An 18,035-nucleotide genomic window follows, 5' to 3' on the forward strand; every position below is an offset into this window, starting at 1 on the left:
GTTTCTTATACATGAAAACCCCGAAAGTTGTGTCCAACTTTCGGGGTTCACATCACAAACGGTGGGTTCTTTTTTTGTATATTGAACAACATGAAAGAAAGAATTCAGAAGATTTATCAAGACATCCTCGTCTACCTCAAATCCTTAAATTGGATTGTCCTGCTTGGCATTGCCGCATTCAGCATCGCACTCGCCATCATCAACAACATCCGCGTCGATGACGCCAAATCCGTCGATTGGATTGGCACCCAAGATGTCCTCGAAAAGCCGGCAGACGTTCTTTAAGGAGTTCCCATGATTGCATGTTTTGAAAAAGAAAATCTCAAGAAGACCATTATTGCGGGCGTTCTCCTTCTCGTGGCGACATTTTTCGTGACCGTCGGCGTTGCCGAAATCAGCTTCCCCGAAACGATTCTCACGTTCACTGACCAGGAATGGCTCCTCGACATTTGGCCGAAGGCATACCGCTACAACATCCACGTTGGCGTTGGCGCTATCGTTCTCGCTTGTGCGCTCATCTTCCCGGCCATCAAGATTCAAAAGGACTTTGCCATCCGCGCTCTTGAAACGCTTTGCCGCGTAGGCATTGGTGGCATGTTCATTTTCGCCTCCATTTTCAAGATCCAGGACCCGCACCAGTTCGCAACGCTCGTTGCGCAATACCAGTTCTTCTCGGCGCTGCACCTCGACTTCGTGAACAACTTCTTTGCACTCGTGTACCCGCAATTTGAATTCTGGTTCGGGCTTGCGATGATCGTGTCGCCGTTTGTCCGCGAATCGGCATTTGCGATTTTCTGGATGTTCGTAAGTTTCATCATCGCACTCGCCTGGGCGCTGTGGAATGACCTCGGCATCACATGCGGTTGCTTTGAACTCGAAGGCGCACAGGATAAGGCAGAAGCTTGGACTAGCCTCATCCGCGACCTCATCCTCATTTGGCCGACTCTATGGCTTGCCTTCCGCAAGAACAAGAGCATCATCGGCATCTGGAAAAAAGACAAGGAAGTGAAGTAATGCAATCGTGGCACAAGACCTCGTCTATCCTTAGCATTATCTTTGGAACCGCACTCACCTGCTCGGCACATCCGGTCGACATGCCACACCACATTTCCTTTGCCGATTCGGCGCATACCAAAGAGTTGAACATCAACGTCCAGCTTCTGGATTCTCTTGCTGTCACAAATTTCAGCAATGCGAAAACGCATTACGACAATTCCATGTCCATACGCCTTTTCGCAAGCGGTAAATTCACCGACGCGTTCCTGTTTGATACCCGTGTCAAAGTCAACACGGACTACACAAACCGCTACATCAATTTCAATTACTATAATCCCGACGAAGGACTCCCCTACAACAAGCAAAGCGAACACAAGCGCACTTGGGACCTCTTCGCCGCAAACGTGAGCTACAATCTTGAACCCGTCAAGTTGCTCGCTGGATTTGACTTTTTGGAATGGGGGCCAGCCCGCCGTAACCACGTGATTTTACGTGGAGAACGCAATTTTTACCGCCCGTGGCAAGACAGCTCCAGCCGTATTTCCGATGCGGCCCCGACTCCTTATTTTGGCTACCAGTTCACGTTAGGCCCTATTGAATACACGCAGTATGCCGCCAAGCTCTACGAAAAGAAGAACTTTGGCAAGTATTTCCATGCGCACCGCCTGAACTTGAACCTCCCGAAAGAAATCACACTTGGCATTTCAGAAACGTCGCTTTACGGCACCACCACCGAAGCGGCTGGTACAAATCCGAACCCCGATAGCGATAGCACGGGCCGCGAATTTGAATGGGCTTACGTTCTCCCCTTCATCCCTTACGTTTTTCAGGAACACTTGCAAGGCGATCAGGACAACATCTCACTGGCTTTTGACTTGAGCGTGAAAACTCTCCCGAATTGGGAATTTTACGCTGAACTTTTGTGGGATGATATGAAATCCCCGACAAGCATGTTTGACGACAGTTGGTGGGGCAACAAGTGGGCCACAACGCTCGGCGTCGCTCGCGACAACTTTGAAATTGGCCCTGTGAATCTCAACTGGATGTTTGAATACACGCGCATTGAGCCCTGGGTTTATACGCATCACAAAGGGAACGCTTACACGTACGCGAGCTACGCCCAAAGCCTTGGTTGTGACCTCGGCCCAAACAGCCAAGAAGTCCATACCGAATTGACCGCCACATACAACTTTATCAAGGCTACGCTCTTCTTTGGCGCTGTCGCCAAAGACACCGCCTTCGGCGGAAACATCAAGGATTTGCACACGCCCGAAAGCGCCATGGACAAAAAGTTCCTGAACGAAGAGACGACGCTTCGCTACAAGGAACTTGGATTTACATTGAGCGTGACTCCATGGGAATGGTTCAGCTTTAGAACAAGCTACACAAGATTCTTTGGAGATTTTAAAGGCTACCGCGCTTATGCAGCCGGTAGCGTACAATGGTAAATGTACTTCGTCATCCTGAGTGGCGCAGCCACGAAAGATCCAGTAACATTTTAGAACATTTTCTTTAATTCTTCCTCGTCGGTTGTGGCGAGGACTTTTTCTTTCCATTCGGGGTCGAGCAAGCGCTTTGCCACATTTGCAATCGTAACCGTATGCGCCATTGCCGATTCCGCCGGAGAAAGAAGCACGCACATAAATTGCGCCTTCTCATCATTACGAGTTTTAATCCCCGTAATGCCTTCACGGGCGACGACAAAAGCCATCAACGGTTCTTGCAAACCAGAAACGCGCGTATGCGGGAGCAAAAGCCCCTGCCCCATATAAATGCCCTGAGCAACACGCTCAGAAAGCCCTTTCCATGTCGACATTGCGTCGAACGGATAAGGACCTTTCACAAGCGCGTCATAAGCGTAACCCAAAGCACGATTGAACTCCACTGGCTGCGCGTAAATACGCGTATAGATGAGAGCCATTACTGAAGCGCCCAATCCATGAACTTGAACACTTCAGGATCTGTAGCCTTGGCAATCTGCTTGAATTCGCCAAACAGTACACGGAGCTGAGCCTTGCCCGGTTCAATGTACTGTTCGAACTTTTCAATCTTTTTCACCTTGGAGAGGAAGCAATAAGCGCCGAGAGCCTGCATCAAGCGCTGCAAGCTAGCATGCACAAAGCCTTCCCATGCATCGTCCTTCGTATAAATTCTTGTACCGCGGTACTGGCTGCGCCAATATTCAAAGAAGTCCTTGATCATCGGAAGCGGGAGACTCACGTACGGGTCCCACAAGAGCGATGCGATATCATAGAACATGGAACCACGACGAGCGCCCTGGAAATCGACAAATGCGACTTCGGAATTCGGACGGATCATAATGTTTTGGCTCTGGAAATCGCGATGCATCAAGACCTTCGTCTGTGCTTCGACGGAGACAGCCACGAGCGAATAGAAATTGCGGACCGATTCCGGAATTTCCGTAATGCCCTTGTGGAGCTTGAGATAATTCTCGGTAAAGTAATCGGATTCCCACTTGAGGGCGGCAAAGTCAAAGCGGCGGAGCCAAATTTCGGTGTGATGGCTGAACAGCTGGTGGCTTGCATTCTGCCACTGGATAAGTGCATCAATCACTTCCGGGTACAGAATACGAACGCTGCCAGAGAGCACTTTCGAATCATTCGGGAAAGCTTCATCCAAGAGGTTACGTTTGCCCAAGTCTTCTTGCAACACCTGGCAGGCTTCTTCGTCAACGCAATAAACGCGCGGAACCGGCAAGCCGTATTCCCTAAACGTCTTGGAATACTCGACAAAGTGCTTGAAATCTTCATTCACTTCGGCACTCACCTGCAAGACGCTTTTACATTCATCGCTAGCGATACGGAAATAACGCCTTCCAGAGCCTGCACCGGCAATGGGAGTCACAGTAAAGTTTTCAGTATAACCATGAGTCAAGAGAAACTCATGAATACTCGGAGAAATTTTAATAATATCGTTTTGCATGCTTTTAATATACAATAAGAAAGAGGAAAATGACAAAGAAAATGTAGGTTATTAGTCATTAGTTGCTAGTTATTAGCAATAAACCAAAGACTATGGACTAACGACTAAAGACTATCTTACGAGAACTTAATTCTCGGGTCAACGAGCGTATAAAGGATATCGCTGAAAAGGCGACCCACCATCGCCATAAGGCTACTGAGAAAGATAATCCCCATCACCACGTTATAATCGCGGTTGACCATCGAATTGTAATACAAAAGCCCCATACCATCGATATCAAAGACTTTTTCGATGAGGAGCGCACCCGCAAACATGAGTGTGCAAATTTCAGAAAGGCGGGTTGCAATTGGGATAAGCGCATTGCGGAGAGCGTGGCGCACAAGAGCCTGCTTAAAGCTCAGGCCCTTAGCCAAAGCCGTTCGCATGTAATCGCGGCCCAATTCCTCGAGCGCAGAATTTTTCATGAGGAACGTGAGGAACGCAAATTCGCTAATCATGTAGCAGAATATCGGGAGCGCCAAATGCTGTGCCAAATCAAACACTTTCCCGAAGAACGTAAAATCCTCGAAGTCATCGCTCGTGAGCCCACCCAGCGGGAAAATGTCCAAGTACGAACCGCCCGCCAAGAAGATAATAAGCAAAATGCCAAGTGCATAACCCGGCATCACGTAGCCCGAGAAAATAAGACCACTCGTAAAAGAATCAAGCTTGCTGCCGTGATGCACCGCCTTCCAGAGTCCAAGCGGAATGCAGATAAGGTAGCTCAAGAAGAACGACGTCACGCCAAAGAACAAAGAAATCGGGAAACGGCTTACAATCACGTCCCAGACCGGGAGTCCGTACGTGTAGCTTTCTCCGAGATTCAAATGCAGGACATTCCAAAGCCACGTGAGGTAACGTTTCCACGCAGGCTGGTCAAAACCAAAGTACGCCTGGATTTGCGCAATCTGGTCCGGCGAGAGCGCCTTGGACGCATCCACGCCACCCTTCATCGAAGCTGCCTGCTGCGCACGAGAAATCAGCTCTTCCACAGGTCCTCCCGGCAAGAGCTGAATCAAGATAAAGCACACCAACGAAATCCCGATTAATGTCGGGATCATCAGCAGCAAACGACGAAGGATATAGGATCGCATTTATCTCATTTTTCCAGAGCGCAAGACGTCCATCATGTTGAACGGCTTTGCGGTGCCTGCAGCAATCTGGTCGGCAAGGAAGTTCACAGCATCGACAGTGCCTTCGGCGTAAATCTTGCGGCCGCAAACATTGTGCTGGAATTCAAAGTGAACCGTACCATCAGCGCTATCAAGGCTGTAAGTATGGAAAGCGTGACCGCCGAGATATTCTTCGGGCACGTGCATGCGTTCCATCTGTTCCTTCTCGTTGCGCACCTTTTCGATGTCATCGACGGTGAAGTCAAAACCCATCTTCTGGAAGTCGCCGACCACAGCGCGGGCGGTACCGCTCGTATCGGCCTTGGTCTTCTGGTGGCTTTCGACAACGGAGAGCTTGTAGCCGCTGAATGCCGTCGGGAATTCCTTGGCCAAGAATTCAATCATCGCCTGGAAAGCGACAATCTGCTTTGCCATGTTCGGTGCGATGACGCTCGGATGGTTGGCTTCGGCAACAAGCTTTGTAAGAGCTTCGCGGTCACCACCGGTCGTGCCCATCACGAACGGAATCTTGTGATTCACGTAGAAAGCGGCGTTGTCGTTCACAGCCGTCGGGTGCGTGTAGTCAATGCAAATCATGTTCGGATACTTGGCAAGCACTTCACCAATGCGGGCTTCGCGGTTGGAGGGCTTCAAGAGCTGAATCGTCTTGCCTGCAACTTCGGCTTCGTTTTCGACGATAATTTCACCCGTCAAAGAATACGGGACAAGTTCCAAACCGCGAGCAACACAAGTTTCGGCCACAATGCGGCCCATGTTACCCGGAATACCATTAACCATCACTTGGATAGACATAAAATCTCCTGTTGTTTTTCCGTTTGACAAGATAGAAATTTACACATAAAAAAAGGGAGATGCCCGCTCGGAGGCGGGCATGACAGGTTATAAAAAGGTGATCCCGGCATGCTTCGACTGCGCTCAGCACAGGCTCCAGCCGGGATGACATGCAAAAAAGACTGGTATGACTGATTATAAAAAGGAGATGCCCGCTCGGAGGCGGGCATGACAAATTTTAAGCAAAAAAGATTAGCTTATTTGCCACGAGAGTCAATCTTATACTTTGCAGTATTCTTGGCACCCTTCTTCTTCAAAGCCTTGATGAGGCGAGTATAGCCTTCGTTCGTAGCCCAGTCGAGCACAGAGTAACCCTGACCGCACTTGGCGTTCACATCGACACCCTTGTTGATGAGGAACATCATAGCATCGTAGTTACCAGACTTGACAGCCCAATGAATCGGCATATAGCCATCCGGGCTGCGGTTTTCAAGCGGAGCGCCAGCGTTTGCAAGCACTTCGAGCATGTCGGCCTTACCCGTCTTAGCAGCGATAAGCACTGCGGTAGCGAGGTTCTGCGGTTCAACGCCTTCCTTCTTGAGCTGATCCAAGATGCGGACGACAACTTCCTTGTTGCCCATCATGACTGCGTTATCGATAACCGGTTCACCGTTGCCGTTGTTGACGTTAGCCTTTGCGCCGTGATCGAACAAGTAGTTGAGCACCATCATGTTGCCCTTATTTGCTGCGATAGCGACGGCGTTGTTGCCGTTATCAGCCGGCTGGTCAATTTCAAAGGAAGCCTGGAGGAACAAAGTCATCTTGGCGGTATCGCTATTGACCGCATAAGAGACGAACTGGTTCGGCGTAAAGCCAATCTGCTTCTTCGTCAAATATCTACGAACAGACTGCGGGTCGTTCGGGTCCATGGTTTCTTCACAACCGGTCAAGGAAAAAATAAGACCAGCAGCACAGAGAGCCAAGATTTTCTTCTTCATATTATACTCCAATGAATTTTTGATTTTTCAAGTTAAAACTACACTATTTTTTCCAATTTATTCCATAAAAAACACGAATTTACACATTTTTTTTCAAAAACAAACGATTATTTCTTGTTTTTCTTGGTCGTTTTGATTTTTAACTTCTCATTAATCTTGATTTTCGTGTCTTTAAGGCCGTTCCACTTCACAATATCTTCAATTGTCACACCGTATTGGCGGGAAATATCCCAAAGGCCCTCGCCCTTCTTGACCACGTGAGTAATCTCTTCGACCTTCGGAGTGCTCGGCGCCGGAGCCGCAGATCCTGGAATCTTGAGCTTTTGACCAACCTTGATGTTCGAGGAATTGCCCATATCGTTCATTTCACGAATGGCGGCAACCGTTGTCGAAAACTTCTTGGAAATTGCAAACAGATTATCCCCTGCTTCGACCGTATAGATTATCGTCGTATTGGCGGGAGTCTTCTTAGAAGATTTCGATGTCGATTCAGTAGTCTTTTCGGTTGTCTTTTCCGTCTTTTTAGTGGTCTTGCTAGACTTCTTAGAATCTGCAACAGCATCGTTTGTCTTGGATGGTTCCACATCTGGAGTACCTTCATCCACGGCACCCGACATCCGACGCAGCGGACGGACATAAGCCGGGATCGCTAAAGAATCACCAATCGTAAGGCGCTTGGTAAACCCGCTATTCGCCTGCAACAAGAGGAAAACAGGGACTTTGTACTTCTTTGCAATATCAGCATAGGTATCCCCAGCCTTGACCACGTATTTTTCACCTTTTTTGAGCGCAACACGTTGCTGAATAAAGCTCGTCGGCTTGAGATCAGGCTTTGAAACGTAAATAGTATCGCCCTTCTTGACGTTATAACCCGCCTCGATATTGTTCCAGACGCGAAGCGATTCCTGAGAAACGCCAAAACGGCGAGAAATGGAAGCCAAATTATCACCAAGTTGCACCACATATGTACGGACTTTCGTTGGCTTTTTGCCTGTAGACCTGCGCGGAGCGACTTTTATCGGGATGAGAAGCGTACGGCCCGGCTTGAGCTTCGTCTTTTTCATGTCGTTGGCACGTTGAATTTCGGCCACACGGACGCCATACTGTTGTGCAATTACGCCAATCGATTCCCCTTTACGGACCTTGTGCTGTTTCCAGCTCGAAAATCCATTCTTTTCCATGCGGTCATAATTCTGCACAAACGCAGCACGAGTGCCATAAGGCAAGCGCAACAAATAGGCGTCACGGTTTGGCGGAGTACACCACATGGTGAGTTCCATATTCAAAGTACGAAGCGTATCTTCCGTGACTTTCAGGAACTTTGCAATTTCATCGAACGAAAACGAATCATAAACAGTAACGGTATCATAAGCAGGCAACTGGCGCTTAGTAATTTGCACATCGTAATGTCCCGGATAATGCCCAATCACCATTGCAGCAAGGATTCTCGGCACATAATGCATTGTCTCTTGCGGGAGTTGCAAGTCCCAATACGTCACCGGGCGATTGCCCCATGTAGAATCAGCCTGTTTTTCCTTAATCAAACGACGAATTCGGCCTTCACCGCAGTTGTACGCCGCCATAGACAAAAGCCAGTCGTTAAATTCATCATGAAGACGAGAAAGGTAAGTCAAAGCGGCATCGGTCGCAAGTTCAGGATTACGACGCATATCCACCCAGAAGTCCTGTTCAAGACCATAGCGGGCACCCGTTTCAGGAATAAACTGCCACATGCCGGCAGCCTTTGCTCGGCTATATGCTTTCACGTTAAAGCCGGATTCCACCAAGGCCAAATAAATCAAATCACGAGGCATACGTCGTTGTGCAAGCTTTGCATTGATCAAGGAATCATAAGCCGTCTTGCGGGTAAGCGACCTTGTAATAAATCCGCGAGCCGTAGTCGTCATGTAGTAAATTTCTTGCATGACGCGTTCGTTAAAACGAATCGGGAGCGAGAAACGCCCGGCATCTACAGTATCTAAGAAATTTTCGATAACACGAATTGAAGCGCTATCGGCTGCATTTTCGTCGTAAGCATCAACACCATCAATAGTTAAGCTATCTACAGAAGCCGAATCATTCCCCTCTTGCTCTGCAAGGTTCGGATAAACATCTTCTAATGCTTGCACGATACGCACAGGCATCTGCATTTTGTAGATAGAATCTTCAGAACGTGTAAGCTTACTCTTTGTAGAATCGTACTTCTCGGTTACGAGCAAACGGAGCGATTCTTCGAGATAATGCTTGGAAACAGCCCATTGATTATTATCAATAGCCTGAAGGCCATACTGATAATAGACCCAAGAGGGCCTTGTCGAATCCCCAACTATTTCCTTACCTGGATTTACTCCAGTAGGTACATCAATAGAAACCTTCTCCGCTTGGATAGGTTCCCCCTGAGATGACGCGGCAAGCTTCGCCTGCTTGGAAGCGCAGGCGGTCAGCATTAAAAGAGCAAGAGCGAAGCCGAGTCTGAGTAATTTATTCGACCATATCACTGGTCGAAATCCATATCCTCGCCGTAGTCAGACCAAATTGGGTTACGGCCAAAGGACGGCTTGTCAAAATCGACTTCTTCGTCAACTTCTTCTTCCTGCGGTTCTTCTTCTTCTTTGATCAGATCATCTTCTTCGCCCAAATAAGACGGATCGGGAGCATCATCGAACGCATCACTCTTAGGACGACGACCACAATAGTAAGCCTTACTCATATAAGCTTTCCTCCAGTTTATTGCATCAATCTGTTCATACCATACAGGATAACACCGCACATCGCAAGTGCAGTCACAATTTGCAGGATGATGATCACCCTGTTAATCTTGTACGCCTTTTGCGACTTTCTATGCCATGGGGGCAATTTATTTGCGGAGTTCATGTTTCTCACTTCGGAAGTGAAATATATACATAAATTTTAAAATGCAAATAGATAATCATAAAAAAATGTCTAAATTCTTTATGAAAAATGAAACAATTTCTATCAACACTTCTCTTTAGCGCAGTTTTTCTGTTTGCGCAGTCCGGATTTTCCATCAACAGCAGCGGAATCCATGTTCCTGGAGCACGAACTCTCAGTCCGGGAGACTTGTTCGTCATGGGCGGATTCGAAATGGCGAATAGCAGTAAGCCCGCCAGTATCGAAGGATTCCTGACGGATGAAAACGGTAAAAAATACGAGCTTACCAAGGACTCCCCATCAAACTCCGTCCTCGGTTATGTAGGCTATGGTATTTTGGACTACCTTGAAATCGGATTGAACCTGAACGTCCACTATGACGGAAATGCAGGTAACACCAAGCTCAAGGGGCTTGGATTTGGAGATATAGGACTATTAGCCAAGGTCCAACTTCCCAACCAGTCCTTGAGAGATCTGTTCAACTTTGCTGCTGCACTTGAAGTTTTCATCCCTACCGGAACAAACGAAAAGGGGTTACGCCCAAGGCACCTTTGGTACATTCACGAAGACGAATTGTCCAACCCCTATTCTGCATCTGATTTCGTCGCCGCAGCAACATTGTACATGACGATAAACATCCATAGGAACCTCAACTGGAACAACTATGCAGGTTATCTCAGAACATTTGGAAACGGAGAGAACATTTTTATCTGGGGTTCAGGCTTAAATCTATTCCCCTATGAATGGGTTTCTCTTGTACTCGAGACCTCCGGTGAAACGCACATTCGCACTAAAAACGTCTGGCACGAATTTTTGAATGACCAGCTGAGATTTTCACCGGGTTTGAAAGTAAGACTTCCGAAATTCACAACGCTTTCCATCAATGCCGATCTCGGTATGGACCTTTTCAGAAAGCAAAAGATCCACCGTGGCCACGCCATCACTGTCAAGAACAAGGACCACAAGTATTCTTACACTGTCCCTGGCAGTCCAACCATGGCCGTATCCATCAAGTTTAGCCGTACATTTGACCTCAGTGGAAGGATCGAAGACTTTAAAAAGAAGATGGACGCATGCCCCAAGTCAGGCCTTTCGTTCAAAGAAAACAAGTACCGCTGTGCGCCCGACGACGATAACGACGGTATTGCAAACGACCTAGACCGATGCCCTGACACGCCCGCAGAAGTGCTTATTGACGAGAACGGATGCCCGTTTGACCACGATAGCGATGGCGTTCCAGACCACCTGGACAAGTGCCCCAACACCAAGGAAGGCTACCCAGTCGATGAATTTGGATGTATCCGAGACAACGATAACGACGGCATTCCGAACGAACTAGACAAATGCCCCAATTCCGAGCCCGGTGAAGAAGTCAACGAGAAAGGCTGTATTCTCGATACAGACGAAGATGGCATTCCGAACGTACTCGACTCCTGCCCGAATACGCCTGCAGGACTCACCGTGAACAAATACGGATGCTTCTTGGACATGGACAAGGACGGCGTCCCAGACGAATGGGACAAGTGCCAAAACAGCATGCCGAACGAGATTGTCAATATGTACGGCTGCCCCATTGACTCTGACGAAGACGGCATTCCGGACTTTATGGACAAATGTGAAAAGACTCCTTCAGGAGTAAAAGTCGATAGCGTCGGATGCCGGCTAGACCATGACCTTGATGGTGTATTTGACGAAGATGACAAATGCCCTGATACGCCTGAAAATGCGCCAGTCGATAGCATCGGTTGCCCTTTGGATTCTGATAAAGATGGCATTTTCGATTACCTCGACAACTGTCCGAACACACTTGAACAAACCGAAGTCGATGCAAACGGCTGCCCGATTCGAGAAAAGCAGAACCTCGACAAAATCGCAAGGCGAATTCAATTCCACAAGAGCACAGACAAGCCGATTAATTCATCTTACACGGCTTTAAGCGATGTGGTTTCTATCATGCGGCACAACAAGAAAATCGCCATTGAAATTCAGTGCAGCGTAAAGCCAGGTGAAGCGATGATTCCGCAATCCCTTTCGGAAGCGCGCGCAACAGTTGTTTACGAGTACCTTGTGAATAAAGGCATCAAGGAAGATCGCCTTAAAGCAACAGGTTTTGGGCTACAGTTGCCAGCAAACGTCCGTGGACATGCCAAGTTGAACCCTGTAGGAATAAGACTACTGCCTTATACAATCAAGGAAGAATAAGCGCTGGACTTAGATGGATTGCCGCGCTTCGCTCGCAATGACGTGCAAGGTTAGACAGCACGAGCGCTTGCGTTCGTATTGGATAACCGCAGCCATCAAGCCTCGAAGAGGAATGACGTTTCTTTTCTAAGTTCTGTCCTTGCTATTAAAGAAGAGCGCAATGACGAGCGCGACTACGACGTACAGCGCGACAGCAGATAAAAGCCCGAGAATTTCCGAGCCAGAGAGCGCCTCCACCTTGATGTAAAGGAGGACGGAAAGAGGCATGGCGAGTAAAAAGAGTATTCCGGGAATTTTCTGTTTCATGAAAAGCAAGATAGTAAAAAAGCCGCATCACGCGGCTTGTAAATGGCGATGCCGGAACGGTGTCCGGCATGACAAAAGTATTCGCAAATCGTCATCCTGAGGAACAAAGTGACGAAGGATCCAGTGAGATTTAAAACTTGACTGGATTCCTCGCTCGTAAAGGGCTCGGAATGACGAATGCAAGCGGAGCCTGTCACCCCGGATTTGTACAAGTACAATGCCCTTCGGCTCAGCTATGAAAATGCAAGCATTTTCGCAGCGTTCACCTCGGCTGCATTTGTTCCGGGGTCGACTTTTATTACTTCACGGTAATCTGGAACTTCTTGTCGCCAGCGTTGACCTGGTAGTAGCCCTTGAAACCGCGGAACTTGGCTTCGCCATTTTCGTCGGCAGTGGCGTAGAGATCGGTTGTCCAGACCTTGTGCCACAAGTCGTAAACACGCTTTGCAGCAGGCTTTTCGCGACCGTCCGAAGCAATCATGCCGCCGTTTTTGACCCAGTGGCGGTTGTCCCAGAAGCCCCAAAGCACAATGCCGTTCACTGCCGGGTGGCTAAATGCAGTACGGATAAACGTTTCGAACTTTTCGGCCTGGACTTCTTCGGAGTCGTTCATACCGACCTGCCAATCGCCCACGTCAAATTCCGTGACCTTGATCGGGAGGCCAAGAGAAGCAAGCTTATCGAGACGAGTCTTGATGAGTCCCGGAATCACAGGACGAAGCCCGAAGTGGCACTGAACGCCAATACCCATTACAGGCACCTTGCGGTCAAGCATCCCCTTGATCAAACCGTAATAGCGGTCCGTTTCGCCAGCTGCCACGACGTTGTAATCGTTGATGTAAAGGAATGCGCTCGGGTCAGCCTTGTGTGCCCAAATGAAGGCACTGTCGAGAATTTCCCAGCCGCACTTGTTGAACGTCCAAGATTCGTGAATCGGTTCATTCCACACGTCGTATTCCGTAATCTTGCCCTTGTATTCCTTGAGGTCGCGGTAGATACGGGCTTTGAGCTTTTCAGCCATTTCTTCGCAACTACCCTTGTTGCTGTAGTGCTTGTCGAAGCCGTAGCCCTGATGGCTCCACATGAGCGCGTGACCGCGGAGTTTCCAGTGATTTTGAGCTGTGAAGTCCGTGTATTCCTTCATTTCATCACGCTTGATTTTGCCCTCTTTCGGTTCATATTCCGGCCACTTGAACTGATTTTCAGAGACGCCGTGCCAGAAGTACTTCTTGGCAGCATTGCGGTACCAATTTTCAGTGCTATCCTTGGTGTCGTAAAGAGCGAGTGCCGTACCGAACGGGAACGAATGGCGCAACAGCTTCACGTGGACTTTTTCGCCCGGATTTGCCTTGACCGTGAAATCCACCTTGCGGAGGCTATCGATACGGGCATCGGCATTGTTATACCAAGACGGATCAGACATTTCGTCCATCTTTTCGACTTCGACATCGTCGAGCTGGATCCAGCCCTTCTTAAGCCCAATCTGGAACGTAATGTTGTTGAGGCCGTAACCCTTCTGGTCGGCAAGGAAAATCATTTCATAAGTCTGCCACTTGTCCGTCAAGTCAAACGAAGCGCTTTCTTTTTGGCGGTAGTCTGGAGGGCCGCCCTGCACCACAGAATTGATGGGCATGTTGCCCTTAGCCTTGAACGAGAGCTTATAAAAACCAGAGTCTGCCAAGAATTTAGGCGGCTGGAGCTGCAAGCCCCACCACGGATTCGGAAGTTCCTTCACGACGACCTTAGCGCCCTGGGAACCATCGACACCGAGCCCCTGCACAGCAATTTGCGATTCGGCTACAGCTGGACCATCAGGATTGTTCCACAGATACCAGCCGCCGTCACCATACTCCATATCACCATTATTCAACTGTGCAAAAGACGGCACAGAAAGCGCCATGGCAACGGTCGCCGCAATCGCAAGAGCTTTATTCTTTTTAAAATTCATGAGGACACCTCGGTTATGTTTACAGGTTAAATATATACTCGAAGTGCGTTTTTCGGGCGATTTAGGGCATATTTTAAGCAGACTAAAACACAAACAAGCGAAAAAGTGTAACAAGTGTATCAAAGGAAGGCAAGCGATTTTATAAGCAATAATCAATGTTCATTCTAGCAGAAATAAATGTATATCTAGTAACAAAGAACTTTTAACTATTTTATAGCCATGCATTACAAACCTTATCGCGATTTACTTTTGGAGCTTTTCCCCAACTACCTCAAGGTGCGCAAACTCCCGCTCAACGGCGGCATGAGCTGCCCAAACCTCGACGGCACCAAGGGATTTTCGGGTTGCAGCTACTGCAACAACCGCAGCTTTAGCCCAGTTTTTGATGAGGCAAAGGTTTCGATTCAGGAACAACTCGAAAAGTACGTTCCGAAACTTCGCGACAAGTACCCGAATGCAGGTATCCTCGCCTACTTGCAGCCGTACACAAATACGCACGCACCGCTAGAGCATTTGCGCGAAATCATCGATCCGATTATTAAGCACAAGGAAATTGCAGGGCTAGCCATTGGAACGCGCCCGGATTGCCTTGAAGACGAAAAGATTGAATACCTTGCGGAAATCAACCGCAAAAAGCCGATTATCGTTGAAATCGGGCTCCAAACGGCAAATGACTTGACGCTTGCAGGCATCAATCGCAGGCACACGCTTGCGGAATTTGAAGATGCCGTAAAACGCTGTCAAGCCGCAGGCCTCACCGTCACGACGCATGTGATTGTTGGGCTTCCCGGCGAAAAGATGGAAGACTTTAAGCACACGGCACAAGTCGTTCACGATTTGAAACTTGCGGCAGTCAAGATTCACCCGCTGCACATTGTCGTGGGCACGGTCATGGCACAAGATTTCGCCAACGGCGAAGTCAAACTGCTTTCGTTCGAGGAATACTGCGAAGCGGTTGCCGAAATGATCAAGATTATCGGCAAGGATATTGCAATTGAACGTTTCAGTGGCGAAAGCCCAAGCGAGCTTTTGATTGCGCCGAACTGGTGCGGGGAACGCGACAAGATTATAGCAACAGTCGAGAAGTTGTTGGATAGTCATTAGCAATAACGAGATGGCGATTCCGTCCCCATTCGCGGATCATGACCACATAAGCGCTAAAGCGCAAGTGGTCAAAGAGCTCGGAGGCCGGAATGACAAAGACGCCTGAGCAAGAAATAACTGGATTCTTCGCGATTTCATCGCTCAGAATGACGAAGACGTAAAAAAGAGAGGGGAAAATGAAACGTATTGAAGACTACATTATTGCTGTTCCGGATTTTCCTAAACCGGGTGTTTTGTTCCGTGATATTACGGGAATTTTGAGTGACCCTGATGGATTGAAGCTCACGCTTGATGCATTCTATAAAACGCTTGAAAATGTTGATTTCGATGTCGTTGTCGGGCTAGAAGCACGCGGATTCCTATTTGGTGTTCCGATTGCAGAGCATTTCCACAAGCCGTTTGTTCCTGAACGCAAAAAAGGGAAACTCCCCCGCGAGACTGTAGAAATCACTTACAATCTCGAATACGGGACCGCCTGTATGGAAGTCCATAAAGATGCGATAAAGCCTGGGCAACGCGTGGTAATCGTCGACGACCTACTCGCTACCGGTGGCACTGCAAAAGCAGCCGCCCATCTCGTAGAGAAAATGGGCGGTAAAGTTGAATGTTTTGCTTTTGTTATTGAGCTTGCGGATCTTAAAGGTCGCGAAGTCCTTGATGGCTACCGCGTGGAATCACTGACGAAGTTTTAAAGCAAATGATAATGGTGATTCCGGCTCGGAGGCCGGAATGACAATGGTGATTAAACACGCTTGAAGATAAGCGAAGTATTTATGCCGCCGAACGCAAAGTTGTTCGACATAAAATATTCCGTATCAATTTCACGCCCGGAACCCGTGATGTAATCCAGCGGAGCGCATTCCGGGTCCACATTTTTCAAGTTCAAATTCGGGCTAAACCATCCGCGATTCATCATGTTGATGCCAAGCCAGGCCTCGATACCGCCGCATGCGCCAAGCGTATGGCCCATATAGCTTTTGAGGCTAGAAATTGCCACGGCACGTTGCTTAAAAGCGTTGTATGTCGCCCAGCTTTCAGCAATATCGCCATGATGCGTTGCGGTTCCATGGCCATTCACATAGCCAATCGCATCCGTTGAAATTTCGGCATCTTTTAAAGCCAATTCCAGCGCATGTTGCATCGTATCCTTCTTGGGCTGCGTGATGTGTTCGCCATCCGTATTATGCCCAAAGCCGACGAGTTCTGCATAAATGTGTGCGCCACGAGCTTTGGCATGCTCATATTCTTCGAGCACAAGCGTTCCCGCGCCCTCGCCGATAACAAGGCCGTCTCGGTCGCGATCGTACGGCGCAGGCGTGAGTTCGGGCGTTGAATTTTTGACGCTCGTTGCAAAAAGCGTGTCGAACACAGCCGTTTCTGTAGCGGCAAGCTCTTCGGCACCGCCTGCAATCATCACATCTTGCATACCGTACTTGATGGCTTCATAAGCGTAACCGATGGAAAGGCTACCACTCGTGCAAGCGGTATTCGTCGTGATGAGTCGCCCCGTAAGGCCAAAGAAAAGGCTTACGTTCACAGCGCAAGTCTGCGGCATGGACTGGATATACGTCGTCACAGAAACATTAGCGCAGTTGTACGGCGGATTCTGCATGGAGACAAAATCCAAAAGCGGACGCACGCTCCCCATCGAAGAACCGTAGGCAACGCCCACACGGCCAGACTTGAGAAGTTCTTTTTCACCCGCAAGGCCCGCCATTTGCATTGCCTTATCCGCAGATGTAATCGCCAGCACGCCCACACGACCTGCACCACGGATTTTTTTGCGTGGGAATTCCGGCAAATCATAGAGAATCGGGCCCGCCAAGCGCGTATTCATTTGCGCATACTTGTCCCAATCATCCATACGGACGATGTGATTTTTCAGAGACTTGAGTTCCGAAAAAATTTCATCCAATTCCATCCCTAAAGATGTAACGCAACTGCCTCCGGTAACGACAACTCGACGACTCACGCCAAGCCTCCATTGACCGAGATGACCTGGCGCGTAATGTACGCAGCACCTTCAGAAAGCAGGAATACAACAGTAGCCGCGACTTCTTCGGGTTTGCCCACACGCTTCATCGGGATTGTCGGAAGAATCATATCGAGCGGAGCATCCTTAATCATTTCAGTTTCGATGACGCCCGGAGCAACGCTATTCACGGTGATATTGCGGCTCGCAAGTTCAGTTGCAAGCGCTTTCGTAGCCCCAATGAGGCCCGCCTTTGAAGCGCTGTAGTTGACCTGGCCACGGTTTCCAATCACGCCAGAAACAGACGAAATCGTAATAATGCGGCCTTTGCGCTTACGGCACATCGGCAACACAATCGGATGGACAACGTTATAAAAACCGTTCAAGTTTGTATTCAGGACTTTGTCCCAAAATTCGTCGGTCATCGCCGGGAATGCGGCATCAGCACAGACGCCAGCATTTGTCACAACGCCATAGTACACGCCATTTTCGGCAATGTCTTTTTCAATAACTTCTTTGCACTGTTCACGGTCGCAAATATTGAACTGCAAGGTGCGAATTTTACCGCCATTGGCTCGGATGCGTTCGGCAAGTTCATCAATCGGTGCGGAGTTTCTATTGTAATGGGCGACAACAGTGTAGCCTTCTTTTGCGACAGCTTCGGCAATGGCAAGACCAATTCCGCCACTTGCACCCGTAATCAAAACAGACTTTTCATTTTCCATTCCATA

General features: G+C 48.7%; 17 protein-coding genes. 6 read left to right on the top strand and 11 right to left on the bottom strand.

From position 1 onward, the window contains the following. The first annotated feature begins 90 nt into the window (after positions 1–90). Genes B7991_RS12905 through B7991_RS12915 form a run of 3 tightly spaced genes read left to right on the top strand, consistent with a single transcriptional unit; the run spans position 91 to position 2,444 of the window. Positions 91–285: a hypothetical protein gene (locus B7991_RS12905; RefSeq protein ID WP_088631198.1), complete on the top strand. Its 195-nt coding sequence runs from the start codon at positions 91–93 to the stop codon at positions 283–285. 9 nt (positions 286–294) lie between these two features. Continuing rightward, the gene (locus B7991_RS12910) at positions 295–1,014 is read left to right on the top strand and encodes a MauE/DoxX family redox-associated membrane protein (RefSeq protein ID WP_088631199.1); all 720 of its coding nucleotides are present in this window, start codon (positions 295–297) and stop codon (positions 1,012–1,014) included. Next, positions 1,014–2,444, top strand: a complete 1,431-nt coding sequence (locus B7991_RS12915) for a hypothetical protein (RefSeq protein ID WP_088631200.1) — start codon at positions 1,014–1,016, stop codon at positions 2,442–2,444. The genes B7991_RS12910 and B7991_RS12915 overlap by 1 nt, the downstream gene beginning before the upstream one ends. Positions 2,445–2,494: 50 nt before the next feature. Here the strand turns inward: B7991_RS12915 and B7991_RS12920 are convergent, their stop codons facing one another. The 7 genes from B7991_RS12920 to B7991_RS12950 all read right to left on the bottom strand — a co-directional run bounded on the left by B7991_RS12920 (position 2,495) and on the right by B7991_RS12950 (position 9,590). Beyond that, the gene (locus B7991_RS12920; RefSeq protein WP_088631201.1) at positions 2,495–2,917 is read right to left on the bottom strand and encodes a PTS sugar transporter subunit IIA; all 423 of its coding nucleotides are present in this window, start codon (positions 2,915–2,917) and stop codon (positions 2,495–2,497) included. Beyond that, positions 2,917–3,939 (bottom strand): aminoglycoside phosphotransferase family protein, encoded by a 1,023-nt coding sequence (locus B7991_RS12925; protein WP_088631202.1) that lies wholly within the window; start codon positions 3,937–3,939, stop codon positions 2,917–2,919. The genes B7991_RS12920 and B7991_RS12925 overlap by 1 nt, the downstream gene beginning before the upstream one ends. 116 nt (positions 3,940–4,055) lie before the next feature. After that, positions 4,056–5,072, bottom strand: a complete 1,017-nt coding sequence (locus B7991_RS12930) for an ABC transporter permease subunit (protein WP_014545089.1) — start codon at positions 5,070–5,072, stop codon at positions 4,056–4,058. Next, the gene (gene dapB / locus B7991_RS12935; protein WP_088631203.1) at positions 5,073–5,903 is read right to left on the bottom strand and encodes a dihydrodipicolinate reductase; all 831 of its coding nucleotides are present in this window, start codon (positions 5,901–5,903) and stop codon (positions 5,073–5,075) included. A 236-nt stretch (positions 5,904–6,139) separates the two neighbouring features. Then, the gene (locus B7991_RS12940) at positions 6,140–6,880 is read right to left on the bottom strand and encodes an ankyrin repeat domain-containing protein (RefSeq protein WP_088631204.1); all 741 of its coding nucleotides are present in this window, start codon (positions 6,878–6,880) and stop codon (positions 6,140–6,142) included. Positions 6,881–6,987: 107 nt separating this feature from the next. Further along, entirely contained in the window at positions 6,988–9,378 is a 2,391-nt protein-coding gene (locus B7991_RS12945) for a LysM peptidoglycan-binding domain-containing protein (RefSeq protein ID WP_088631205.1), read from the bottom strand. Beyond that, a complete protein-coding gene (locus B7991_RS12950; protein ID WP_088631206.1) occupies positions 9,375–9,590 on the bottom strand; it encodes a hypothetical protein in 216 nt (71 codons plus the stop codon). Before B7991_RS12950 ends, B7991_RS12945 begins: the two co-directional genes overlap by 4 nt. A 251-nt stretch (positions 9,591–9,841) precedes the next feature. Here B7991_RS12950 and B7991_RS12955 point away from each other — a divergent pair, with 251 nt between their 5' ends. Then, on the top strand, positions 9,842–11,974 hold the full coding sequence (locus tag B7991_RS12955) for a thrombospondin type 3 repeat-containing protein (RefSeq protein ID WP_088631207.1): 2,133 nt from the start codon (positions 9,842–9,844) through the stop codon (positions 11,972–11,974). Between the two features lie 126 nt (positions 11,975–12,100). Here the strand turns inward: B7991_RS12955 and B7991_RS12960 are convergent, their stop codons facing one another. Then, positions 12,101–12,280, bottom strand: coding sequence for a hypothetical protein (locus tag B7991_RS12960; RefSeq protein ID WP_088631208.1), 180 nt, complete (start codon positions 12,278–12,280; stop codon positions 12,101–12,103). 298 nt (positions 12,281–12,578) lie between these two features. Beyond that, positions 12,579–14,228 (bottom strand): endo-1,4-beta-xylanase, encoded by a 1,650-nt coding sequence (locus B7991_RS12965; RefSeq protein WP_088631209.1) that lies wholly within the window; start codon positions 14,226–14,228, stop codon positions 12,579–12,581. 219 nt (positions 14,229–14,447) lie between these two features. Between B7991_RS12965 and B7991_RS12970 the strand changes: the two genes are divergently transcribed. Both B7991_RS12970 and B7991_RS12975 read left to right on the top strand, forming a co-directional pair. Then, positions 14,448–15,332: a TIGR01212 family radical SAM protein gene (locus tag B7991_RS12970; RefSeq protein ID WP_235002970.1), complete on the top strand. Its 885-nt coding sequence runs from the start codon at positions 14,448–14,450 to the stop codon at positions 15,330–15,332. Positions 15,333–15,508: 176 nt separating this feature from the next. Beyond that, positions 15,509–16,024: an adenine phosphoribosyltransferase gene (locus tag B7991_RS12975; protein ID WP_088631211.1), complete on the top strand. Its 516-nt coding sequence runs from the start codon at positions 15,509–15,511 to the stop codon at positions 16,022–16,024. A 50-nt stretch (positions 16,025–16,074) separates the two neighbouring features. Here the strand turns inward: B7991_RS12975 and B7991_RS12980 are convergent, their stop codons facing one another. Beyond that, positions 16,075–17,304 carry a beta-ketoacyl-ACP synthase gene (locus B7991_RS12980; protein ID WP_088631212.1) on the bottom strand — a complete coding sequence of 410 codons (1,230 nt, stop codon included), beginning with the start codon at positions 17,302–17,304 and terminating at the stop codon, positions 16,075–16,077. After that, a complete protein-coding gene (gene fabG / locus B7991_RS12985) occupies positions 17,301–18,029 on the bottom strand; it encodes a 3-oxoacyl-ACP reductase FabG (RefSeq protein WP_088631213.1) in 729 nt (242 codons plus the stop codon). Before fabG ends, B7991_RS12980 begins: the two co-directional genes overlap by 4 nt. Between the last annotated feature and the right edge of the window lie 6 nt (positions 18,030–18,035).

The organism is Fibrobacter sp. UWB3 (assembly GCF_002210405.1).
Classification (GTDB): Bacteria; Fibrobacterota; Fibrobacteria; order Fibrobacterales; family Fibrobacteraceae; genus Fibrobacter.

Excerpts from the sequence above, each read along its gene's own strand:
- B7991_RS12975 (WP_088631211.1), top strand. The coding sequence starts at position 15,509 with ATGAAACGTATTGAAGACTACATTATTGCTGTTCCGGATTTTCCTAAA.
- dapB (WP_088631203.1), bottom strand. The coding sequence starts at position 5,903 with ATGTCTATCCAAGTGATGGTTAATGGTATTCCGGGTAACATGGGCCGC.
- B7991_RS12910 (WP_088631199.1), top strand. The coding sequence starts at position 295 with ATGATTGCATGTTTTGAAAAAGAAAATCTCAAGAAGACCATTATTGCG.
- B7991_RS12955 (WP_088631207.1), top strand. The coding sequence starts at position 9,842 with ATGAAACAATTTCTATCAACACTTCTCTTTAGCGCAGTTTTTCTGTTT.
- fabG (WP_088631213.1), bottom strand. The coding sequence starts at position 18,029 with ATGGAAAATGAAAAGTCTGTTTTGATTACGGGTGCAAGTGGCGGAATT.
- B7991_RS12915 (WP_088631200.1), top strand. The coding sequence starts at position 1,014 with ATGCAATCGTGGCACAAGACCTCGTCTATCCTTAGCATTATCTTTGGA.
- B7991_RS12960 (WP_088631208.1), bottom strand. The coding sequence starts at position 12,280 with ATGAAACAGAAAATTCCCGGAATACTCTTTTTACTCGCCATGCCTCTT.
- B7991_RS12940 (WP_088631204.1), bottom strand. The coding sequence starts at position 6,880 with ATGAAGAAGAAAATCTTGGCTCTCTGTGCTGCTGGTCTTATTTTTTCC.
- B7991_RS12950 (WP_088631206.1), bottom strand. The coding sequence starts at position 9,590 with ATGAGTAAGGCTTACTATTGTGGTCGTCGTCCTAAGAGTGATGCGTTC.
- B7991_RS12970 (WP_235002970.1), top strand. The coding sequence starts at position 14,448 with ATGCATTACAAACCTTATCGCGATTTACTTTTGGAGCTTTTCCCCAAC.
- B7991_RS12965 (WP_088631209.1), bottom strand. The coding sequence starts at position 14,228 with ATGAATTTTAAAAAGAATAAAGCTCTTGCGATTGCGGCGACCGTTGCC.
- B7991_RS12920 (WP_088631201.1), bottom strand. The coding sequence starts at position 2,917 with ATGGCTCTCATCTATACGCGTATTTACGCGCAGCCAGTGGAGTTCAAT.
- B7991_RS12905 (WP_088631198.1), top strand. The coding sequence starts at position 91 with ATGAAAGAAAGAATTCAGAAGATTTATCAAGACATCCTCGTCTACCTC.
- B7991_RS12930 (WP_014545089.1), bottom strand. The coding sequence starts at position 5,072 with ATGCGATCCTATATCCTTCGTCGTTTGCTGCTGATGATCCCGACATTA.
- B7991_RS12925 (WP_088631202.1), bottom strand. The coding sequence starts at position 3,939 with ATGCAAAACGATATTATTAAAATTTCTCCGAGTATTCATGAGTTTCTC.